General features: G+C 64.1%; 14 protein-coding genes. 8 read left to right on the plus strand and 6 right to left on the minus strand.

Annotation, left to right across the window (positions count from 1 at the left end):
* Positions 1-10: 10 nt before the first annotated feature.
* A complete protein-coding gene (glyA, locus tag C2I35_RS20210; protein ID WP_103764851.1) occupies positions 11-1318 on the minus strand; it encodes a serine hydroxymethyltransferase in 1308 nt (435 codons plus the stop codon).
* 161 nt (positions 1319-1479) lie between these two features.
* Between glyA and C2I35_RS20215 the strand changes: the two genes are divergently transcribed.
* The gene (locus tag C2I35_RS20215; protein WP_103764852.1) at positions 1480-2247 is read left to right on the plus strand and encodes an NAD kinase; all 768 of its coding nucleotides are present in this window, start codon (positions 1480-1482) and stop codon (positions 2245-2247) included.
* Positions 2248-2250: 3 nt separating this feature from the next.
* Here the strand turns inward: C2I35_RS20215 and prpE are convergent, their stop codons facing one another.
* The gene (gene prpE, locus C2I35_RS20220) at positions 2251-4140 is read right to left on the minus strand and encodes a propionate-CoA ligase PrpE (RefSeq protein WP_103764853.1); all 1890 of its coding nucleotides are present in this window, start codon (positions 4138-4140) and stop codon (positions 2251-2253) included.
* 122 nt (positions 4141-4262) lie between these two features.
* Positions 4263-6542 (minus strand): NADP-dependent malic enzyme, encoded by a 2280-nt coding sequence (locus C2I35_RS20225; protein WP_103764854.1) that lies wholly within the window; start codon positions 6540-6542, stop codon positions 4263-4265.
* 140 nt (positions 6543-6682) lie between these two features.
* On the opposite strand from C2I35_RS20225, the gene C2I35_RS20230 reads away from it, so the two are divergent.
* The 5 genes from C2I35_RS20230 to C2I35_RS20250 all read left to right on the plus strand — a co-directional run bounded on the left by C2I35_RS20230 (position 6683) and on the right by C2I35_RS20250 (position 11799).
* On the plus strand, positions 6683-7090 hold the full coding sequence (locus C2I35_RS20230) for a cytidine deaminase (RefSeq protein WP_103764888.1): 408 nt from the start codon (positions 6683-6685) through the stop codon (positions 7088-7090).
* Between the two features lie 3 nt (positions 7091-7093).
* Complete coding sequence (locus C2I35_RS20235; RefSeq protein ID WP_103764855.1) at positions 7094-8401, plus strand: thymidine phosphorylase; 1308 nt, start codon at positions 7094-7096, stop codon at positions 8399-8401.
* On the plus strand, positions 8398-9585 hold the full coding sequence (locus tag C2I35_RS20240) for a phosphopentomutase (RefSeq protein WP_103764856.1): 1188 nt from the start codon (positions 8398-8400) through the stop codon (positions 9583-9585). The genes C2I35_RS20235 and C2I35_RS20240 overlap by 4 nt, the downstream gene beginning before the upstream one ends.
* 74 nt (positions 9586-9659) lie before the next feature.
* Positions 9660-10292, plus strand: coding sequence for a uracil phosphoribosyltransferase (upp, locus tag C2I35_RS20245; RefSeq protein WP_103764857.1), 633 nt, complete (start codon positions 9660-9662; stop codon positions 10290-10292).
* A 64-nt stretch (positions 10293-10356) separates the two neighbouring features.
* Positions 10357-11799: an SPOR domain-containing protein gene (locus tag C2I35_RS20250; RefSeq protein ID WP_103764858.1), complete on the plus strand. Its 1443-nt coding sequence runs from the start codon at positions 10357-10359 to the stop codon at positions 11797-11799.
* A gap of 18 nt (positions 11800-11817) precedes the next feature.
* Here C2I35_RS20250 and C2I35_RS20255 read toward each other — a convergent pair whose 3' ends face one another.
* Together C2I35_RS20255 and C2I35_RS20260 are read right to left on the minus strand one after the other, a co-directional pair.
* Positions 11818-12843 carry a hypothetical protein gene (locus C2I35_RS20255; protein ID WP_103764859.1) on the minus strand — a complete coding sequence of 342 codons (1026 nt, stop codon included), beginning with the start codon at positions 12841-12843 and terminating at the stop codon, positions 11818-11820.
* Positions 12844-12988: 145 nt separating this feature from the next.
* The gene (locus C2I35_RS20260; RefSeq protein ID WP_103764860.1) at positions 12989-14611 is read right to left on the minus strand and encodes a long-chain-fatty-acid--CoA ligase; all 1623 of its coding nucleotides are present in this window, start codon (positions 14609-14611) and stop codon (positions 12989-12991) included.
* 131 nt (positions 14612-14742) lie between these two features.
* Between C2I35_RS20260 and C2I35_RS20265 the strand changes: the two genes are divergently transcribed.
* A complete protein-coding gene (locus tag C2I35_RS20265) occupies positions 14743-15387 on the plus strand; it encodes a sulfotransferase family 2 domain-containing protein (protein ID WP_103764861.1) in 645 nt (214 codons plus the stop codon).
* A gap of 175 nt (positions 15388-15562) precedes the next feature.
* The gene (locus C2I35_RS20270; protein WP_103764862.1) at positions 15563-16225 is read left to right on the plus strand and encodes a Hint domain-containing protein; all 663 of its coding nucleotides are present in this window, start codon (positions 15563-15565) and stop codon (positions 16223-16225) included.
* A gap of 85 nt (positions 16226-16310) precedes the next feature.
* Here C2I35_RS20270 and C2I35_RS20275 read toward each other — a convergent pair whose 3' ends face one another.
* Positions 16311-18506 carry a 3-hydroxyacyl-CoA dehydrogenase NAD-binding domain-containing protein gene (locus C2I35_RS20275; RefSeq protein WP_103764863.1) on the minus strand — a complete coding sequence of 732 codons (2196 nt, stop codon included), beginning with the start codon at positions 18504-18506 and terminating at the stop codon, positions 16311-16313.
* Positions 18507-18528 lie beyond the last annotated feature (22 nt).

Genomic DNA, 18528 nt, shown 5'->3' on the forward strand with positions numbered 1-18528 from the left:
CAGACCGAGATCAGAGGTTCGGGTAAAGCGGGAAGCGGGCGCAAAGGTCCGCGACCTCGGCTTTGACTTTGGCCTCGGCATCGCCGTTCCCGTCCTCACCGTTGGCTGCAAGCCCGTCGACCACCTCGACGATCCAGTCGGCGATCTGGCGGAATTCCGCCTCGCCGAAACCACGGGTCGTTCCGGCGGGCGAGCCGAGACGGATGCCGCTGGTGACGGTGGGCTTCTCGGGGTCGAAGGGAACGCCGTTCTTGTTGCAGGTGATGTGGGCACGGCCCAGCGACTTCTCGGTCGCGTTGCCTTTGACGCCCTTGGGCCGCAGGTCGACCAGCAGGACGTGGGTGTCGGTGCCGTGGGTCACGGTATCCAGCCCGCCCTTGATCAGTTGGTCGCTCATCGCCTGCGCGTTGGTGATGACCTGCTGGATATAGGACTTGAACTCGGGCCGCAGGGCCTCGCCAAAGGCGACGGCCTTGGCGGCGATCACGTGCATCAAGGGACCGCCCTGGATGCCGGGGAAGATGGCGGAGTTGAACTTCTTCGCCAGCGCCTCGTCATTGGTCAGGATCATGCCGCCGCGCGGGCCGCGCAGTGTCTTGTGCGTTGTGGTCGTGGCGACATGCGCGTGCGGGAAGGGCGAGGGGTGCAGGCCTGCGGCCACCAGGCCGGCAAAGTGGGCCATATCCACGTGCAGGTAGGCGCCGACCATGTCGGCGATCTCGCGCATGCGGGCAAAGTCGATCTGGCGCGGTACGGCGGAGCCACCGGCGATCAGCATCTTGGGCTGGTGTTCCTTTGCCAGCGCCTCGACCTGGTCGTAGTCGATCAGGTTGTCTTCCTTGCGGACGCCGTATTGCACGGCGTTGAACCACTTACCCGATTGGTTGGGGGCCGCGCCGTGGGTCAGGTGGCCGCCTGCGTCGAGGCTCATGCCCAGGATCGTGTCGCCCGGTTGCAGAAGGGCGGTGAACACGCCCTGGTTCGCCTGGCTGCCCGAATTGGGCTGCACGTTGGCAAAGCCGCAGTCGAAAAGCTTGCATGCGCGCTCGATGGCCAGATTCTCGGCAATGTCGACGAACTGGCAGCCGCCATAGTAGCGCCGGCCGGCGTAACCTTCGGCGTATTTGTTGGTCATCACGCTGCCTTGCGCTTCCATCACGGCGGCAGAGACGATGTTTTCCGATGCGATAAGCTCGATTTCGTCGCGTTGACGACCGAGCTCTTTCTGGATGGCTTCGGCGATATCGGGGTCGCGAGACGTCAGCGATTCCGTGAAAAAGCCTTCTGAAACAAATTCTTGATTTCCGTCGTGCGCCATTTTTGATGTCCTCCACATTGCGAGCCAAGCGATTTCGTATCGGATACACCGTCTTTTTGAAAGGCGGTAATGCGACACATGTCACCTGCGGACCGGCATCGCTGGTACGAAGGCGCATTTTATGCTTCGATCAACTTTCGGAACAAATCAAGGTAGCCAAAATGGGCAATCCGCACAAAATCGCCTTTGTCGCCAGCAACGTGCCCATTGCACAGACCGCCCGAGCGGCGCTTGCTGCGCGGTTCGGCGATGCCACGCCCGAGGACGCGGATCTGATTGTGGCGCTGGGCGGCGACGGGTTCATGCTCGAGACGCTGCACGCGGTACAGAAGCTGGGAAAGCCGGTTTACGGGATGAATCGCGGTACTGTCGGCTTCCTGATGAACGAATACAGCGAATCGGATCTGCTTGAGCGGTTGGAAGAGGCCGAAGAAGAAGTCATCAACCCGCTGTGCATGTCTGCCACGGATAAAAACGGGCAAACGCATGAGGCGCTGGCGATCAACGAGGTGTCTCTGCTGCGGGCGGGACCGCAGGCGGCCAAGCTGCGGATCACGGTGGACGGGCGGTTGCGCTTGGAAGAACTGAGCTGCGACGGCTGCTTGTTGGCGACGCCTGCCGGGTCCACGGCCTATAACTACAGCGCGCACGGACCGATCCTGCCGATCGGGTCGGACGTTCTGGCGCTGACCGCGGTGGCGGCGTTCCGGCCCAGGCGGTGGCGCGGGGCGCTCTTGCCCAAGAACGCGCATGTGCGGTTCGACGTGTTGGACCCCGAAAAGCGGCCGGTGATGGCGGATGCGGACAGCAGTTCCATCCGAAATGTCCTGTCGGTCGAGGTGCGGTCCGATCCTACCATTCAGCACCGGATATTGTTCGATCCGGGACACGGGCTGGAGGAACGGCTGCTGCGGGAGCAGTTCAGCTAAGCCCTACTTCGCCAGGCCGATGGTTTGCAGCGCGTCGCGGATCTCGTCCAGGATGGCGGGATCGTCGATCGTCGCTGGCATCTTGTAGTCCTGATTGTCGGCAATTTTGACCATGGTGGCGCGCAGGATCTTGCCCGAGCGGGTCTTGGGCAGACGGTCCACGACCACGGCCAGCTTGAAGGCCGCGACGGGGCCGATCTGGTCGCGCACCAGCTTGACGCATTCGGCAGTGATCTCTTCATGCGGGCGGTCGACGCCCTTGGTCAGGCAAACGAAGCCCACGGGAAGTTGCCCCTTGAGTTCGTCGCTGACACCGATCACCGCGCATTCGGCCACGTCGGGGTGGCTGGCCAGAACTTCCTCCATCCCGCCGGTCGAGAGGCGGTGACCCGCGACGTTGATGACGTCATCGGTGCGCGCCATGATCCAGACATAGCCGTCTTCGTCGACCATCCCGGCGTCGCCGGTCTCATAATAGCCTGGGAAATGGTCGAGGTAGCTTTTTCGAAAACGGTCCTCGGCGTTCCAGAGCGTGGGCAGGGTGCCCGGGGGCAGGGGCAGCTTGATGGCGATGGCGCCCAGTGTGCCGGGGGCCACGGGGTGCCCCGCATCGTCGAGGATCTGGATGTCGTAGCCGGGCATCGCCACGGTGGGCGAGCCGATCTTGACCGGCAGCGCCTCGATCCCCGCCGGCATGCCCGCGATGGTCCAGCCGGTTTCGGTTTGCCACCAGTGGTCATAGACCGGCTTTCCGGTCATTTTATGCGTCCATTCAATGGTATCGGGGTCGGCGCGTTCGCCAGCGAGGTAGATGGCGCCCAGACCTGACAAGTCGTATTTCTTGAGGTATTCGCCATGCGGGTCCTCGCGCTTTACCGCGCGGAAGGCGGTGGGCGCGGTGAAGAAGGACTTCACCTTGTGCTCCTCGATCACCCGCCAGAACGTGCCGGCGTCAGGCGTGCCGACGGGTTTGCCCTCGAACACGATGGTGGTGTTGCCGTGAATGAGCGGCGCGTAGCAGATATAGCTGTGTCCCACGACCCAGCCCACATCGGACGCGGCCCAGAACACGTCGCCCGGATCGACATTGTAGATGTTCTTCATGCTCCAGTTCAGCGCCACAAGGTGGCCGCCCGTGGCCCGGACAACCCCCTTGGGTGCGCCGGTGGTACCGGAGGTGTAGAGGATATAGGCGGGGTGGTTGCCCTCGACCGGCAGGCAATCGGCGGGTTCGGTGCCTTTCTGGAAGTCGTGCCAGTCGACATCGCGCCCCTCGGTCAGGGTGGCCGTCTCCTGTTCGCGTTGAAAGATCACGCAGAAATCGGGCTTGTGTGTAGCCTGGTCCACTGCGCCGTCAAGCAGGGGCTTGTAGTGGACGACGCGGCCGGGCTCCAGCCCGCAGGAGGCGGCGATAATGCATTTCGGCTTGGCGTCGTCGATACGTACGGCCAGCTCGTGGGCCGCGAAGCCGCCGAATACAACCGAGTGGATCGCGCCGATGCGGGCGCAGGCCAGCATCGCCTCCAGCGCCTCGGGGACCATGGGCATGTAGATGATGACGCGGTCGCCCTTTTGCACGCCCTTGGCCCGCAGCGCCCCGGCAAGGCTGGCGACACGGTCCTTGAGTTCGGCATAGGTGATCTTGGAGATACTGTCGGTGATCGGGCTGTCGTGGATGATTGCCACCTGATCGCCGCGTCCGGCCTCGACATGACGATCAACTGCGTTGTAGCAGCCGTTCACCTTGCCGTCGCTGTACCACTCATAGAAAGGAGCCTTGTCATCGAAAAGCGCCTTGGAGGGTTTTTCGTCCCAGTCGATAGCTTCGGCGGCCTGCATCCAGAAGCCTTCAGGATCGCTTTTCCAGCCTTCGTAAACATCATTGTATGCCATTGTATCCCCTCCACGGTCCTCGCGCCTCGTTTACGCCAGGGCAATGCGCCAAGACAAGGCTGTCCGGACGGCCCGTGGCACAATACCGCAAGCCGCCCGGATAAGGGAATATCCCGGATGCGTCAGCCGTAATGGGCCACCGGGGTGCCGGCGATGGCGGCCATGTTGAGCAATCCGCGTGCGGTGATCGACGGTGTCACGATATGTGCCCGATTGCCCATGCCCATCAGGATCGGCCCGACCTCGAGCCCGCCGGCCTTCATTTTCAGGATGTTGCGCACGCCCGAAGCGGTGTCGCCATTGGAAAAGAGAAGCACGTTGGCGGCGCCTTCCATGCGGTTGTCGGGCAGGAGCCGTTGGCGCAGGTCCGGGTCAAGCGCGGCGTCGAGGTTCATCTCGCCTTCGTAGCAGAAATTGCGCGGCTCGCGGTCGAGGATCTGAAGTGCCTCGCGCAGACGGTTGCCGGAATCGCTGCCCTGGTTGCCGAATTGCGACTGCGAGCAAAAGGCGACGCTGGGCTCGAGGCCGAAGCGCTTGACGTGGCGAGCCGCGCCGATGGCGGTTTCGGCCAGTTCCTCGGGTGTCGGGCGGATGCGCACATGGGTGTCGGCGATGAAAAGCGGGCCGTCCTCGAGGATCATCATCGACAGGGCGCCGTGCGGGTGATGTTCGGCGTCGCCCAGCACCTGTGAGACGTAATTCATGTGCCAGCGGTATTCGCCGAAGGTGCCGCAAATGAGCGAGTCCGCCTCTTCGCGGTATACCATGATCGCGCCGATGGCGGTGGTGTTGGTGCGCATGATCGCCTTGGCAAGGTCAGGCGTGACGCCGCGGCGTTTCATGATGTCGTGATAGGTGGCCCAGTAGTCGCGGTACCGGTGGTCACGCTCCGGGTTCACGATGCTGAAATCCTTGTCGGGGCGGATTTCCAGGCCGATGCGTTCGCAACGCGCGGCGATCACGTCAGGACGGCCAATGAGGATTGGCAGTTCGGTCGTTTCCTCGAGGATGGCCTGAGCGGCGCGCAATACGCGCTCGTCCTCGCCCTCGGCAAAGACGATCCGCCGGGCGGCCGTGGCCGCGGCCTCGAAGACCGGGCGCATCAGGAGGGCGGATTTGAAAACAGACGCCTGAAGGTTGGCCGAATAGGCGTTGAGATCCTCGATGGGCCGCGCGGCAACGCCCGACTCCATCGCAGCCTTGGCCACGGCGGTGGGCACGACGCTGGACAGACGCGGATCGAAAGGTTTCGGGATCAGGTAGTCGGGCCCGAAATTCATCTGCTCGCCCTGGTAGGCGGCGGCAGCCTCGGCTGACGTGGTGGCGCGGGCCAACTCGGCAATGGCCTCGACGCAGGCGATCTGCATGGCGTCGTTGATGTCCGTGGCGCCCACGTCGAGCGCCCCGCGGAAGATGAACGGAAAGCAGAGCACGTTGTTGACCTGGTTCGGAAAGTCGCTTCGGCCCGTCGCGATGATCGCGTTGGGCGCGATCTTGCGCACTTCGTCGGGCATGATTTCCGGCATCGGGTTGGCCAGCGCGAGGATGATTGGGCTGTCGGACATCCGGGCGACATGTTCGGGTTTCAGCACGCCCGCGCCAGAAAGGCCGAGGAAGAGGTCTGCGCCCTCGATCACATCGCCGAGCGTGCGCAGATCGGTTTTCTGGGCGAAGGCGGCCTTTTGCGGGTTCATGTCTTCGGTGCGGCCTTCGTAGACCAGACCGTGAATGTCGCAGAGCCAGATGTTTTCGCGTTTCACGCCGAGTTTCAGCAGCAGGTTGAGGCAGGCGATGCCGGCGGCCCCGCCCCCGGTCGAGACGATCTTGATATCCTCGAAGGATTTGCCCGCCACGTGCAGCGCGTTGGTGGCGGCGGCGCCGACGACGATGGCGGTGCCGTGCTGGTCGTCGTGGAAGACGGGAATGTTCATGCGCTCGCGGCAGATCTTTTCCACGATGAAGCAGTCGGGCGCCTTGATATCCTCAAGGTTGATGGCGCCGAAGGACGGCTCCAGCGCGCAGACGATCTCGGCGAGGCGCTCGGGGTCCTGCTCGTCCAGTTCGAGATCGAAGCAGTCGATATTGGCAAATTTCTTGAACAGGACTGCCTTGCCCTCCATCACCGGCTTGGAAGCGAGGGCGCCGATGTTGCCAAGACCCAGCACGGCGGTGCCATTGGTGACAACGGCCACCTGGTTGGCGCGGCTGGTATAGCGGCTGGCGTCGGTGGGATTGGCCTTGATTTCGAGACAGGCCTCGGCGACGCCGGGCGAATAGGCGCGGGCCAGGTCGCGCCCGTTGGCCAGCGGTTTCGTCGCACGAATCTCGAGTTTTCCGGGCTTGGGAAACTCGTGATAGGTCAATGCCGCCTGGCGAAGGCTTTCGTTCGCGTTGTCTGCCATGAGGTCCTCTGCAAGAATTAGTTTAAGGGTAAACTATATCCGATCGACCGGATGTTCCAGCCCTGTTGATGCCGGGCCACAGTTAGCTTGCATATCAGGGCGTGGCGACGCAATCTCAAATGAGCGAGGAGGCAGGCAGCATGCCGGGAGGCCGAATGAGTTTGCTGGACGAGGCGCAGCGTGTGCGGAAGAATGCCCATGCCCCGTATTCGGGCTTCAAGGTCGGGGCGGCACTGACGACGCGCACGGGCCGGGTGTTCGCCGGGTGCAACGTCGAGAACGTGGCCTATCCCGAAGGCACCTGCGCCGAGGCCGGGGCGATCGCCGCGATGGTCGCGGCCGGCGAAACAGAAATTGCCGAGATCGTGGTCGTCGCCGACAGCCCCGAGCCTGTGACGCCTTGCGGCGGGTGTCGGCAAAAGCTGGCGGAGTTCGGCAGCGGCGAGATGCTCGTCACCATGGCAACGCTCGGCGGTGTCACCGTCACGCGGACGTTGAAGGAATTGCTGCCCGGTGCCTTTACAACACATCACATGGCGAATGGCTGACCCTTGGAGGCACGACAGGTCATAGCGGCGATACGCGACGGGGACGCGCTGTCCGGTGAGGCGATCACGAGTTTCGTGCAAGGTCTGACCGATGGCGGAGTGAGCGATGCGCAAGCCGGGGCCTTTGCCATGGCGGTTTTGCTGAAATCGCTTGCGCCCGAAAGCCGCCGTGCACTGACGCTGGCGATGCGAGACAGCGGGCAGATCTTGCGGTGGCGCACCGACCGCCCTGTCCTCGACAAGCACTCGACCGGTGGTATCGGGGATTGCATCAGCCTGGTGCTGGCGCCGGCGTTGGCGGCCTGCGGCGCGGCTGTGCCGATGATCTCGGGGCGCGGCCTGGGCCATACCGGGGGCACGCTGGACAAGCTGGAGGCCATTCCAGGCGTTTCGACCGAGTTGGAGACCGGGCGGTTGCAGAGGGTCGTCGAGGAAATCGGCGTCGTGATCGCTTCCGCCAGCGCCGAGATCGCCCCGGCGGATCGGCGTCTTTACGCGGTGCGGGACGTGTCGGGGACGGTGGAAAGCGTCGATCTAATCACTGCCTCGATCCTATCCAAGAAGCTTGCGGCGGGGCTGACAGGCCTGGTTCTGGACGTCAAGCAGGGCTCGGGCGCGTTCATGAAGGACATCGGCGCGGCGCGGGCGCTGGCCGAGTCACTGGTGGAGACGGCGAATGCGGCGGGATGCCGGTGCAGTGCGTTGATCACTGATATGAGCCAGCCATTGGCGCCGTCGGCGGGCAATGCCGTGGAAGTGGCCGAGGCGATGCGCGTCCTGTCCGGAACGGTCGAGGGGCGGCTGGCGAAGCTGACCTGCTATCTGGGCGGCGAGGCGCTTTATCATGGCGGGCTTTGCGCAAGCCCGGAAAGCGGCGCGCGCGAGGTGCTGAAAGTTTTGAAGAACGGGCAGGCGGCAGAAGTCTTTGGACGGATGCTGCGTGCGTTGGGCGGGCCGGTGCAGTTCGTCGATACGTGGCAGCGTTTCCTGCCCGAGGCGACGATCATCCGCGAGGTCCCGGCCGAAGCGCCGGGTTTTGTCGCCTCCATAAATGGCGAGGCTCTTGGCCATGCGGTGATCGCGCTGGGCGGCGGGCGGAAGCTTGAAACCGACCGGATCGACCCGGCGGTGGGTCTGTCCGACATCCTGCCCTTGGGCACGGAGGTGATCGCGGGACAGCCCTTGTTGCGCATCCACGCCAGCCGTGCGGCCCATGCCGATGCCGCCGAGGCCATCGTGCGCGACGCGATGGCCATCGGTCCGTCGGCCCCTGCCGAGAAACCCCTGGTGATCGAGCATGTCGGTCCATGACCCGTGCGTTTCTGGTGGTGATGGACTCGGTGGGAATCGGCGGGGCGCCCGATGCCGACAGGTTTTTCAACGGGCCTGTTCCCGATACCGGCGCCAACACGCTTGCCCACATCGCGCAGGCGCGGGCTGGTGGGCTGAGATTGCCCAACCTTGACCGGCTTGGGCTTGGGGCGGCGGTGACGCTGGCATCGGGCGCGGTGGCGCCGGGGCTGGGCGCGACGCCCGAAGGATGCTGGGGTGCGGCACAGGAAATCTCGCCGGGTAAGGATACGCCGACGGGTCATTGGGAGCTGGCCGGGGTGCCGATGCCGTTTGCCTGGCACGTCTTTCCCCAGACGATACCGGCCTTTCCAGAGGCGCTGGTGGCGGCGGTCCAAGAGGCGGCAGGGGTCGATGGGATTCTCGGGAACTGCCACGCGTCGGGTACAGAGATCCTGAAGGCGCTGGGGGCTGAGCACATGCGTACGGGCTGGCCGATTTGTTATACGTCGACCGATAGCGTGTTCCAGGTCGCCGCGCACGAAGAGCGGTTCGGGCTGGATCGGTTGCTGGAGCTTTGCCGCACGATCGCACCGCGCTTGCACGAGATGGGCGTCGGGCGGGTGATCGCGCGGCCCTTCGTCGGGTCCGCCTCCGAGGGGTTCGAGCGCACGGGCAGGCGCAGGGATTACGCCATGGCCCCGCCTGCGCCGACCTTGTGCGACTGGGCCAGTGCAGAGGGGCGCGGGGTGCACGGGATCGGCAAAATCGGCGACATCTTTTCGATGCAGGGGATCGACGACGTCGTGACCGGCAGCGATGCGACGCTAATGGAGGCGCTGGAACAGGCGGTGGCCGGGGCCGAAGAGGGCAGCCTGACATTCGCCAATTTCGTCGAGTTCGACAGCAAATACGGGCATCGGCGGGACGTGAAAGGCTACGCCGAGGCACTGGAGAGGTTCGATGCTGGCATCGGCCGGTGCCTGGCGTGCCTGCGGCCCGGAGATCTGATGATGATCACCGCCGACCATGGCAACGACCCCACCTGGCCCGGCACCGACCACACGCGCGAGCGGGTGCCGGTGCTGGCGGCCGGGGTCGGGCCGCATGAGGCGGGGATCGTGGATTTCGTCGATGTGGCCGCGAGCGTGGCCGCGCATCTTGGGCTGGTCGAGTGCGGACCGGGGCGGTCTTTCCTTCCCTGAGCTCTGCGTTGCCCTTTGCGGGTTTTTCTGGAAAGAACGCTCTAGCCATACCTGCCTTGCCGAACGGAGCCGAGATGAAAGAGCACCTGACCGTCGTGACCCACCCACTGGTGCAGCACAAGCTGACCCTGATGCGCGACAAGCATACCCCGACCGCCGTCTTTCGGCAGCTTCTGCGAGAGATCAGCCAATTGCTGGCCTACGAGGTTACGCATGAGCTGAAGATGACCACGCAGACCATCGAGACACCGTTGCAGGAGATGGACGCACCGGTTCTGGCGGGGCGCAAGCTGGCGTTGATCTCGATCCTGCGGGCGGGCAATGGGTTGCTTGACGGGATGCTGGAGCTGATCCCCTCCGCCCGGGTCGGGTTCGTCGGGCTGTACCGCGACGAGGAAACGCTGAAGCCGGTAAAGTATTACTTCAAGGTGCCGGAGCAGTTGGACAAACGGCTGACCATCCTCGTCGATCCGATGCTGGCCACCGGCAATTCCTCGGCGGCGGCGGTCGATATGGTGAAAGAGGCGGGCGCGACCGATATCCGGTTCCTTTGCTTGCTGGCCGCCCCCGAAGGCGTGGCCCGGATGAAGGAGGCGCACCCGGACGTGCCGATCGTGACGGCGGCGCTGGACGAGCGTCTGAATGACATCGGATACATTCTGCCTGGTCTAGGTGATGCGGGTGACCGGATGTTCGGCACTAAATAGGCTAAATGCTGTTTACTCAGTGAAAATAATAAGGCAATCTTTCCCCAACTGTCTTGGGGGCAAAATGAAACTGACGCGTGTTCTGGCGATAGCTGCAATCGCCACAACTGTCGTCCACGGCGGAGCCGTGGCGCAGAGTGATTCAGGGGCAAGAGTTCCGGCGGAGTTTCCACCGTCCAGTTACACCGGACGCCAATATGTCGACAGCCGGGGGTGCGTGTTCATCCGCGCCGGGATCGACGGTCAGACAACCTGGGTGCCGCGTGTGACGCGGGGGCGCAAGGTGATCTGCGGGTTCAAGCCGTCACAGACACAGGGAACCGCCACCGCAGCCGCGCGGCCCGCCCCGGCGCAACCCGAGCCCGAGGTCATTACCGTACCGCAACAGCCCGCCGCGGCGTCGAAGGCGGCCCCGACGACCAGGCGTGTGGCGACTGCGCCGAAGAAAGTCGTACGCCCGGCACCGGCGTCGAAGCCCGCCGCGCCCAGCACGGCCGCGACCTCGCCCAAGATCATCACGGTCTCGCCCAGAACGGCGGCCGCGCCGAAGCCGGCCCCGAAAACCCGGCGCGTGGTGCAGAGCCAGCCCGCCTGTCCCGGCGCGAGCGCGATCTCGCAACGCTACGTCCAGAGCAGGCCCGGCCTTGCGGTGCGGTGCGGTCCGCAAACCACGCCGCATGCCAACGTGATTTCAGGCGGGTCCGGGACCGGCACTGCCATCCGCGTCGTCACAGCAACCCCGGCGCCGCAGACGCGGCCCGCGCCCACGTCGGTGGTACGGCCCGGGCAGGTGGTGACCCCAAGGGATGTGCCGTCGCCGCCCGTGCGCGTGGCGCCGCGCCACGTCTACGAGCGGCAAGTCAGCAGTACGCGTAGCGTGTTCGTGCCCGAAGGCTATCAGCCTGTCTGGGAAGACGATCGTCTGAACCCGCAGCGCGCGCACCAGACCTTCGCCGGCAAGGCGATGATGGAGGTCGCCTGGACCAAGACCGTACCGCGCCGCCTGATCGACCGCCGCACTGGGCGTGAAGTGACGCATAACTATCCCGGGTTGCAGTATCCCTATACCAGTTTTGAACAGCAGCGGGCGGCGGGCGTGATTGTAGCGACGCGGGGCCAGATGGTGCCCGACCCGATCACCTTCGTGCGTGGCCGCGACGGGCAGGTCCGCACTGTCAAGCGGACCCGCAACGTCGCCAAGACCGCACCCCCCAGGGAGACCGTGAAACCAACCGTGTCGACACGGTCCTCGGCGCCCAAGGCGCCGGCCAAGGCGGCCAGCCACCGCTATGTGCAGGTCGGGATCTTCAGCGCGCCGGACCTGGCCCGCAGCGCGGCACAGCGGCTGGCCAATGCCGGGCTTCCCGCGCGGATGGGCAAGACGACGCACGAGGGGCAACCCTACACTTCGGTTGTCGTCGGCCCGTTCGGGACGCAATCACAGCTTCAATCGGGTATGCGGGCCGTGCGCCGCGCGGGTTATCCCAACGCCTATTTCCGTAAGTGACCCGGCAGATCTGCGGCCTCAGCCGCCGCAGATGCCTTGCAGCCGCAGCCAGTCCGCATCGCTGAGGATCGGTGGCGGCGCTTCGCTGGCGAAGGGGTCAGCCTCGATCAGCCCAAGCGTGGACTCGCCGGTCACATCCAGCGCGTAGGCGTAGGGCGTGGAGCGCACGGACCAGCTTTCGAAACCGTTCAGCAGCGTTTCGTCCGGTAGCGGCTCTTCGTCTTGCGTCAGCAGGTGACGGGCATAGTTCGACAAAACATCCTCGGACAACTCTCCAGTGGTCAGCAGGCGAATGCTGTCCCAGGTTCCGGCGTATTGCAGAAGGGCGTCGATCGGGTCGTGGACACTGGCGCGAAGGCGTTGTTCGATGACGAAGCCGGCCAGCACGTCGGGCTCTTCGAAATCTTCGACCAAGGCGCGGTCCAGCAGGATGGTCTTGCCGGGGAGGGCGACCGCGCCCTTCACGCCGTCGCGCATCACGTCGAGCGAGCCGGGGCTGTCCCCGGCCGGAAGCCGGCTGGCCAGTTCCGACAGGGCGCGGCGCCCGTCGGGGCCGTCACAGGCCGGTCCGGTAACCCGTTCAATATGGCGGCGCAGGGCCTGGCCGATCTCGTCACGTTTTACGTCTGGCAGGACCTTGGTGGCGTGATCGCGCAACGCCCCTGGCAGCCACAGGGTTGCCAGCGCGGCGACAGCGGCAAGGCTGCCCAGGAACATGACCAGCCGAAGCCGCCCCGGATGCGGGCGGGCCCGGTCGACGGCGGTGCGCAGCTTTTCGATGGCATCGATCACCTCGGATGCGTCGTCGCCCAGTTCAAGCACTTCGCCCGCGTCGCCGTCGGGATGATAGAGCGCCGGGCGCTTGCCCGGATTGGCCCGGGCGATGGCGGCAAGCGACCAATGGGTCAGCGGCTGTTCGCGCCGGTCGAGAATGGTGAGGGTGGCGTCACCAAGGGAGACGTAGACATCAACGCGCTGCGCGTCCGGGGACTCCCGCCACAGGCCGGATGCCTCCAGCCGTTCGTATTCGCTTAACGCCGTCATGTCGCGGGGGCCTGCTCTGCCTCGTTAGCGCGTTCGGGCCAGTGTATCACGACGAGCTGTGAACGGGCAATTGCCGATGACGCGGCACACAGCCGTTGCACGGGTTGTGGCTTTAGCCGTGGCCTCGGATTGAAGGCGAGATGCTCTATTTGAACGCCTTGCGCAATTCGAATTTCTGAATTTTGCCAGTGGACGTCTTGGGCAGTTCCTCGAACACGATCTTCTTGGGGCATTTGAACCCGGCCAGCCGCTCGCGGCAGAAGGCGATCAGGTCTTGTTCGGTCACTGTTGCTGTTTCCTTGACCTCGACGAAAGCGCAGGGCACCTCGCCCCATTTCTCGTCCGGCATGGCCACCACGGCGCACAAGAGCACGGCGGGGTGCATCATCAGCGCGCCTTCGATCTCGACCGAGCTGATGTTCTCGCCCCCCGAGATGATGATGTCCTTGGCGCGGTCGGCGATCTTGAGATAGCCGTCCTCGTGCTGGTAGGCGATGTCGCCGGAGTGGAAATACCCACCGCGGAAAGCCTCCTCGGTGGCCTTGGGGTTCTTGAGGTAGCCTTTCATCACGGCGTTGCCCTTGATCATGACCTCGCCCTGCGTTTCGCCGTCCATCGGGACCTGTTCCATGGTCTCGGGGTCGAGGGCGGTGATATCCTCCATGAAGGGCATGAGGATGCCGGTGCGGGCCTTGATCGCATAGCGCTCCTCTTCGGGCAGATCGTCCCAGCGGTCGTGCCACATGCATTCGGTGACGTGGCCGTAAGTTTCGGTCAGGCCGTAGACCTGCGTTACGTCGAACCCCAGCGGCTCGATCGCGCGCAGGGTCGCGGCGGGCGGCGGGGCGCCCGCGGTGAAGACATTGACCGCGTGGTCGAACTCGCGCCGTTCTTCGTCTTTGGCGTTGACGATCATGTTGAGCACGATGGGGGCCGCACCGAAGTGGGTGACACCCTTGTCCGCGATGGCGTTGTAGATATTGGCCGCGGTGATGTCGCGGCAGCACACGACCGTGCCGCCGACCATCGGCATCATCCAGGTGTGGTTCCAGTTGTTGCAGTGAAACAGCGGCACGATGGTCAGATAGCGCGCGTGGCGCGGCATCGGCCAGGTGACCGCGACGCCCGTGGTCAGCAGGTAGGCGCCGCGATGGCTGTAGACCACCCCCTTGGGCCGCCCGGTTGTGCCGGAGGTGTAGTTGAGCGCAAGGCTTTCCCATTCGTCCTCGGGCATGATCCACTTGAAGGCCGGATCGCCGGTGGCGAGGAAATCCTCGTAGAGCGTGTAGTCGCCGTAAGCCTTTACACCGGCCTCGTCATCCGGGACCTCGATCAGGGTGGGGGCAGGGCCCTCCATCATCTCGATTGCTGCGGCACAGGCGGGCAGAAATTGCGGATCGACCAGAACGACCTTGGCCTCGCCGTGGTCGAGGATATAGGCGATGGTGTCAGGTTCCAGACGGGTATTGATCGTGTTCAGCACGGCACCGCAGGCTGGCACGCCGAAATGCGCCTCGGCATGGGCGGGGATGTTGGGCAGGAGCGTGGCCACAACGTCACCGGGGACGATGCCCAGCTTCTGAAGGGCGGAGGCAAGGCGGGTCGCGCGTTCGAAATACTCGGCATAGGTCTTGCAAAACGTGCCATAGACAACCGCGTCATGGTCGGGAAACACGTGGGCCGCGCGCCGCAGGTGCGACAGTGGCGTCAGCGGGACGTAATTCGCGGCGGTTCTTTCGAGACCGGTTTCATCCTTCATCCAACCCATGCCAGACGTCCTTTCGTGAAAGCGTATGTCCTGATCGGCAGGAGGTATCGCGTATTTCCGGGCCGAACGCAAAGCTGTTTCGCACTTGCGGCAATCTTTCCAAGCCCCGCGCGTTGGCCTAGCGTTCCTCCATGATCATCTCGCCCGGACGCAATTATATCTTCGTGCATATCCCCAAGACAGGCGGCACGTCCCTGGCGCTGGCGCTGGAAGGACGTGCGATGCGGGACGACATCCTGATCGGGGACACGCCGAAAGCGAAAAAGCGGCGGGGGCGGATCAAGGATGTGAAAAGCGCCGGCCGGTTGTGGAAACATTCCACGCTGGCCGATATCGACGGGCTGGTCTCAACCGGCTTCGTGGCGCAGGCCTTGTGCTTCACCTTGGTGCGCAACCCGTGGGACAGAATCGTCAGCTACTATCACTGGTTGCGGATCCAGGCCTTCGATCATCCGGCCGTCGCCAGGGCCAAGACCGCCGATTTCACCGGGTTTCTCAATGCGACGGACATGCAGGACGCAATCCGCGCCTGGGACTATGCCCGCTACATGCGCAGGGCGGATGGGCAGGATCACGCCGGGCTTTTCATCCGGCTGGAGCATTTCGAGGAGGAGGCCGGGCCGCTATGGGATCATCTGGGATTCCGCCTTGACCTGCCGCATGAGAACCGGTCGGCCCGCGTGCAGGACTATCGCAGCTACTACAACGAGGCTGACGCTGATGTGGTGTCGCGCCTGTGTGCGGTCGATATCGAAAGGTTCGGCTACCAATTTTGAACGGCTTTCGTTTCAAGTCTTAGGCTTGTTTTCTGAAGAGCTCCCGACTGGTCACGTTGCTGAAACAATGCCCAAATCGTGACACTTTTCCGACCAAGGAGCGTCCCGAGAATCACGGCACATGGATCTTGTCTGCTGACGCCGTCTGCCAACGGCACAAGAGGGGAAAAGATCAATGTTCGGATGGAAGTCCACGCTTGGGAAGCGCGATATTTTCGAGAACGCGAACGCAACGGCAGTCAAATCGGGGCTGATTTCGGGCACGAAAGTGGCAACCGGCATGGGCTGGCGCCCGGTCGAGGCGATTGCGGCGGGCGACAAGGTGCTGACCTTCGACGGCGGACTTCAGACGATTACGAAAGTAAGTCGCGTTGGCCTGTGGAGTGGGCAGGATCATTGCCCGCGCCAGTTCTGGCCGCTGGAGGTGCCCGCCGGTGCGCTGGGCAACCGCGAGGTGATGCGCGTGTTGCCGGGCCAGAATATCATGGTGGAAAGTGATGCCGCCGAGGACCTCTACGGCGATCCCTTCACCTTGATGCCCGCCGAGGCGATCGAGGGGCTTTACGGTGTCGCCCGCACGCCGCCAGAGTGCGATGTCGAAGTCGTGGTCCTGCTTTTCGCCGCCGACCAGGTGGTGTTCGCGGAAAACGGGGCGTTGTTTTTCTGCCCCGCATTCGCCGACATGGTCGATGCGGCCTTCGCCGAAGAGGCCCGCCCGTTCTACTCGGTCCTGTCGATGGACGAGGCGCGGTTCCTGGCCGTGCAGATCAAAGAAGAGATTGGCACCGCTTGCTCCAATTCCTCCCAGGACATTTGGGCTGCGGCTGTTCCGGCATAGCGGCTTGCGGCTTTTCGCACCGGAACGAAGAAACCCGCGCGGTTGTCTGGCCGCGCGGGTTTCGCTTGTGCTCTAAAGGTCGCGGTTATGCCGCTTTTGCCTGGGTGCCGAAGCGTCCGTAGAAGGACTGGTTCTTGCCCGCCATCTCGCGCAGCAAGTCAGGCGTGGCGAAGCGCTCGCCGAATTTGGCTGTCAGTTCGTCGCAACGCTCGGCCGCGTAAGGCGTGCCGATGATGTCGAGCCACGAGAACGGACCACCTGACCACGGCGCAAAGCCCCAGGCCAGGATCGCGCCCACGTCGCCTTCGCGGATGTCTTCCAGCACGCCTTCTTCCAGTGCGCGGACGGCCTCCAGCACCTGCGCGAACATCAGGCGATGCTGCACTTCGATCAGGTCGGGCTGGTCTTCGGCATGGGGGTATTTCTCTTCCAACCCGTGCCAATAGCCCTGCCGCTTGCCCTTCTCGTCATAGTCGAAGAAGCCCGCGTTTGATTTGCGGCCCAAGCGGCCTTGTTCTTCCATCCAGAAGATCACCTCGTCCACGGCAGCATCTGGGTAGTGGTCGCCCATCGCGGCCTTGGTCGCGCGGGCGATCTTGGCGCCGAGGTCGATCGAGGTCTCGTCGACCAGTTGCAGCGGTCCCACCGGGAAGCCCAGCTGACGCGCGGCGTTGTCTATCAGTGCGGGCGTCACGCCCTCGGCTACCATCCGGATGCCCTCGTTGATGTAGGGGATGATGCAGCGGTTGCAGTAGAAGAACCGCGCGTCATTCACCACGATGGGCGTCTTGCGGATTTGCCGGACGTAATCCAGTGCTTTCGCCACTGCCCTTGGGCCGGTTTCCGCACCCTTGATGATCTCGACCAGCATCATCTTCTCGACGGGCGAGAAGAAGTGGATGCCGATGAACTGCTCGGGATTGTCCGACGCCTTGGCCAGTTCCGTGATCGGCAGAGTCGAGGTGTTGGTGGCGAAGATGCAATCGTCGCCGACGACTTTCAGCACTTCCTTGGTGACCTCGGCCTTGACGCCCGGATCCTCGAACACGGCCTCGATGATCAGGTCCGCGCCTTTCAGCGCGTTGTAATCGGTGGTCGCGGTGATGAGGTCCAGCGTCGCCGCCTTCTTGTCCTCGGTGGCCTTGCCGCGCTTGATGCCCTTGTCCATGTAGTCGGCGGTGTAGGCCTTGCCCTTGTCGGCGGCTTCCTGTTTCTGGTCGATCAGCACGACCTCCATCCCTGCCATGGCCGAGACGAGCGCGATGCCCGCGCCCATCATGCCGGCACCCATGACACCGACCTTCTTGACCTTCTGGTCGGGCACGTCGGGCCGGTTGGCGCCTTTTTCCAGCGCTTCCTTGTTGATGAAAAGGCTGCGGATCATGGCCGCCGAGGAGGGGTTCATCAAGACGTTGGTGAACCAGCGCGCCTCGATCTTGAGCGCGGTGTCGAAGGGTACGAGCGCGCCTTCATAGACCGCGCTTAGCAGCGCCTTGGCCGCCGGGAAGGCGCCTTGCGTCTTGCCGTTGACCATGGCCGAGGCACCGACGAAGGTCATGAACCCCGCCGGGTGGTAGGGCGCGCCGCCGGGCATCTTGTAGCCTTTCTCGTCCCACGGCTTGACGAAGCTGGGCTCGGAAAGGACCCATTCCTTGGCCTTGGCAATCAGCTCATCGGCGGGCACGACCTCGTCCACCACGCCGGCGGACTTGGCTTTCTTGGGATCGTTCAGCTTGCCTTCGAGCAGCAGGGGCGAGGCGCCCATCGCGCCCAACTTGCGGACAAGGCGGGTGGTGCCGCCCGCGCCGGGGAAAATGCCGACCATGATCTCGGGCAGGCCGATCTTGGCCTTGGGATTGTCGGCGGCAAAGATGCGGTGGCAGGCCAGCGGGATCTCAAGGCCAATCCCAAGCGCGGTGCCGGGCAGGGCGGCGGCGATGGGCTTGCCGCCCTTGTTCTTGTCGTCCATGCCGCCGCGCTCGATCTTGCGCAGGATGGAGTGCATGTTCATCAGCCCGTCCATCAGGCCCTGCGCCGGATTGTCGCCGGCCATTTCCTTCATCTTGGCGATCACGTTGAGGTCCATGCCCCCGGCGAAGGTGCCTTCCTTGCCGGAGGTGATTACGATGCCCTTGACCGCATCGTCCGCCAGCGCGTCGTCCACCAGGCTTTCCAGCAGGGGCCAGCCTTCCATGTTCATCACGTTCATGGACTTACCTTGGGTGTCCCAGGTGATGATCGCGACGCCGTCGGCGCCTTTTTCCATCGTGAAGTCAGTCATGTCTCTAATCCTCGTATCCCGG

This window comes from Roseovarius confluentis, assembly GCF_002917925.1.
Classification (GTDB): domain Bacteria; phylum Pseudomonadota; class Alphaproteobacteria; order Rhodobacterales; family Rhodobacteraceae; genus Roseovarius; species Roseovarius confluentis.

What these genes read in the sequence shown, in the direction of transcription:
- C2I35_RS20250 (WP_103764858.1), top strand. Translation starts at nt 10,357, where the DNA reads ATGAAACTGACGCGTGTTCTGGCGATAGCTGCAATCGCCACAACTGTC.
- C2I35_RS20255 (WP_103764859.1), bottom strand. Translation starts at nt 12,843, where the DNA reads ATGACGGCGTTAAGCGAATACGAACGGCTGGAGGCATCCGGCCTGTGG.
- C2I35_RS20215 (WP_103764852.1), top strand. Translation starts at nt 1,480, where the DNA reads ATGGGCAATCCGCACAAAATCGCCTTTGTCGCCAGCAACGTGCCCATT.
- glyA (WP_103764851.1), bottom strand. Translation starts at nt 1,318, where the DNA reads ATGGCGCACGACGGAAATCAAGAATTTGTTTCAGAAGGCTTTTTCACG.
- C2I35_RS20225 (WP_103764854.1), bottom strand. Translation starts at nt 6,542, where the DNA reads ATGGCAGACAACGCGAACGAAAGCCTTCGCCAGGCGGCATTGACCTAT.
- C2I35_RS20240 (WP_103764856.1), top strand. Translation starts at nt 8,398, where the DNA reads ATGACCCGTGCGTTTCTGGTGGTGATGGACTCGGTGGGAATCGGCGGG.
- C2I35_RS20230 (WP_103764888.1), top strand. Translation starts at nt 6,683, where the DNA reads ATGCCGGGAGGCCGAATGAGTTTGCTGGACGAGGCGCAGCGTGTGCGG.
- C2I35_RS20265 (WP_103764861.1), top strand. Translation starts at nt 14,743, where the DNA reads ATGATCATCTCGCCCGGACGCAATTATATCTTCGTGCATATCCCCAAG.
- C2I35_RS20275 (WP_103764863.1), bottom strand. Translation starts at nt 18,506, where the DNA reads ATGACTGACTTCACGATGGAAAAAGGCGCCGACGGCGTCGCGATCATC.
- C2I35_RS20260 (WP_103764860.1), bottom strand. Translation starts at nt 14,611, where the DNA reads ATGGGTTGGATGAAGGATGAAACCGGTCTCGAAAGAACCGCCGCGAAT.
- prpE (WP_103764853.1), bottom strand. Translation starts at nt 4,140, where the DNA reads ATGGCATACAATGATGTTTACGAAGGCTGGAAAAGCGATCCTGAAGGC.
- upp (WP_103764857.1), top strand. Translation starts at nt 9,660, where the DNA reads ATGAAAGAGCACCTGACCGTCGTGACCCACCCACTGGTGCAGCACAAG.
- C2I35_RS20270 (WP_103764862.1), top strand. Translation starts at nt 15,563, where the DNA reads ATGTTCGGATGGAAGTCCACGCTTGGGAAGCGCGATATTTTCGAGAAC.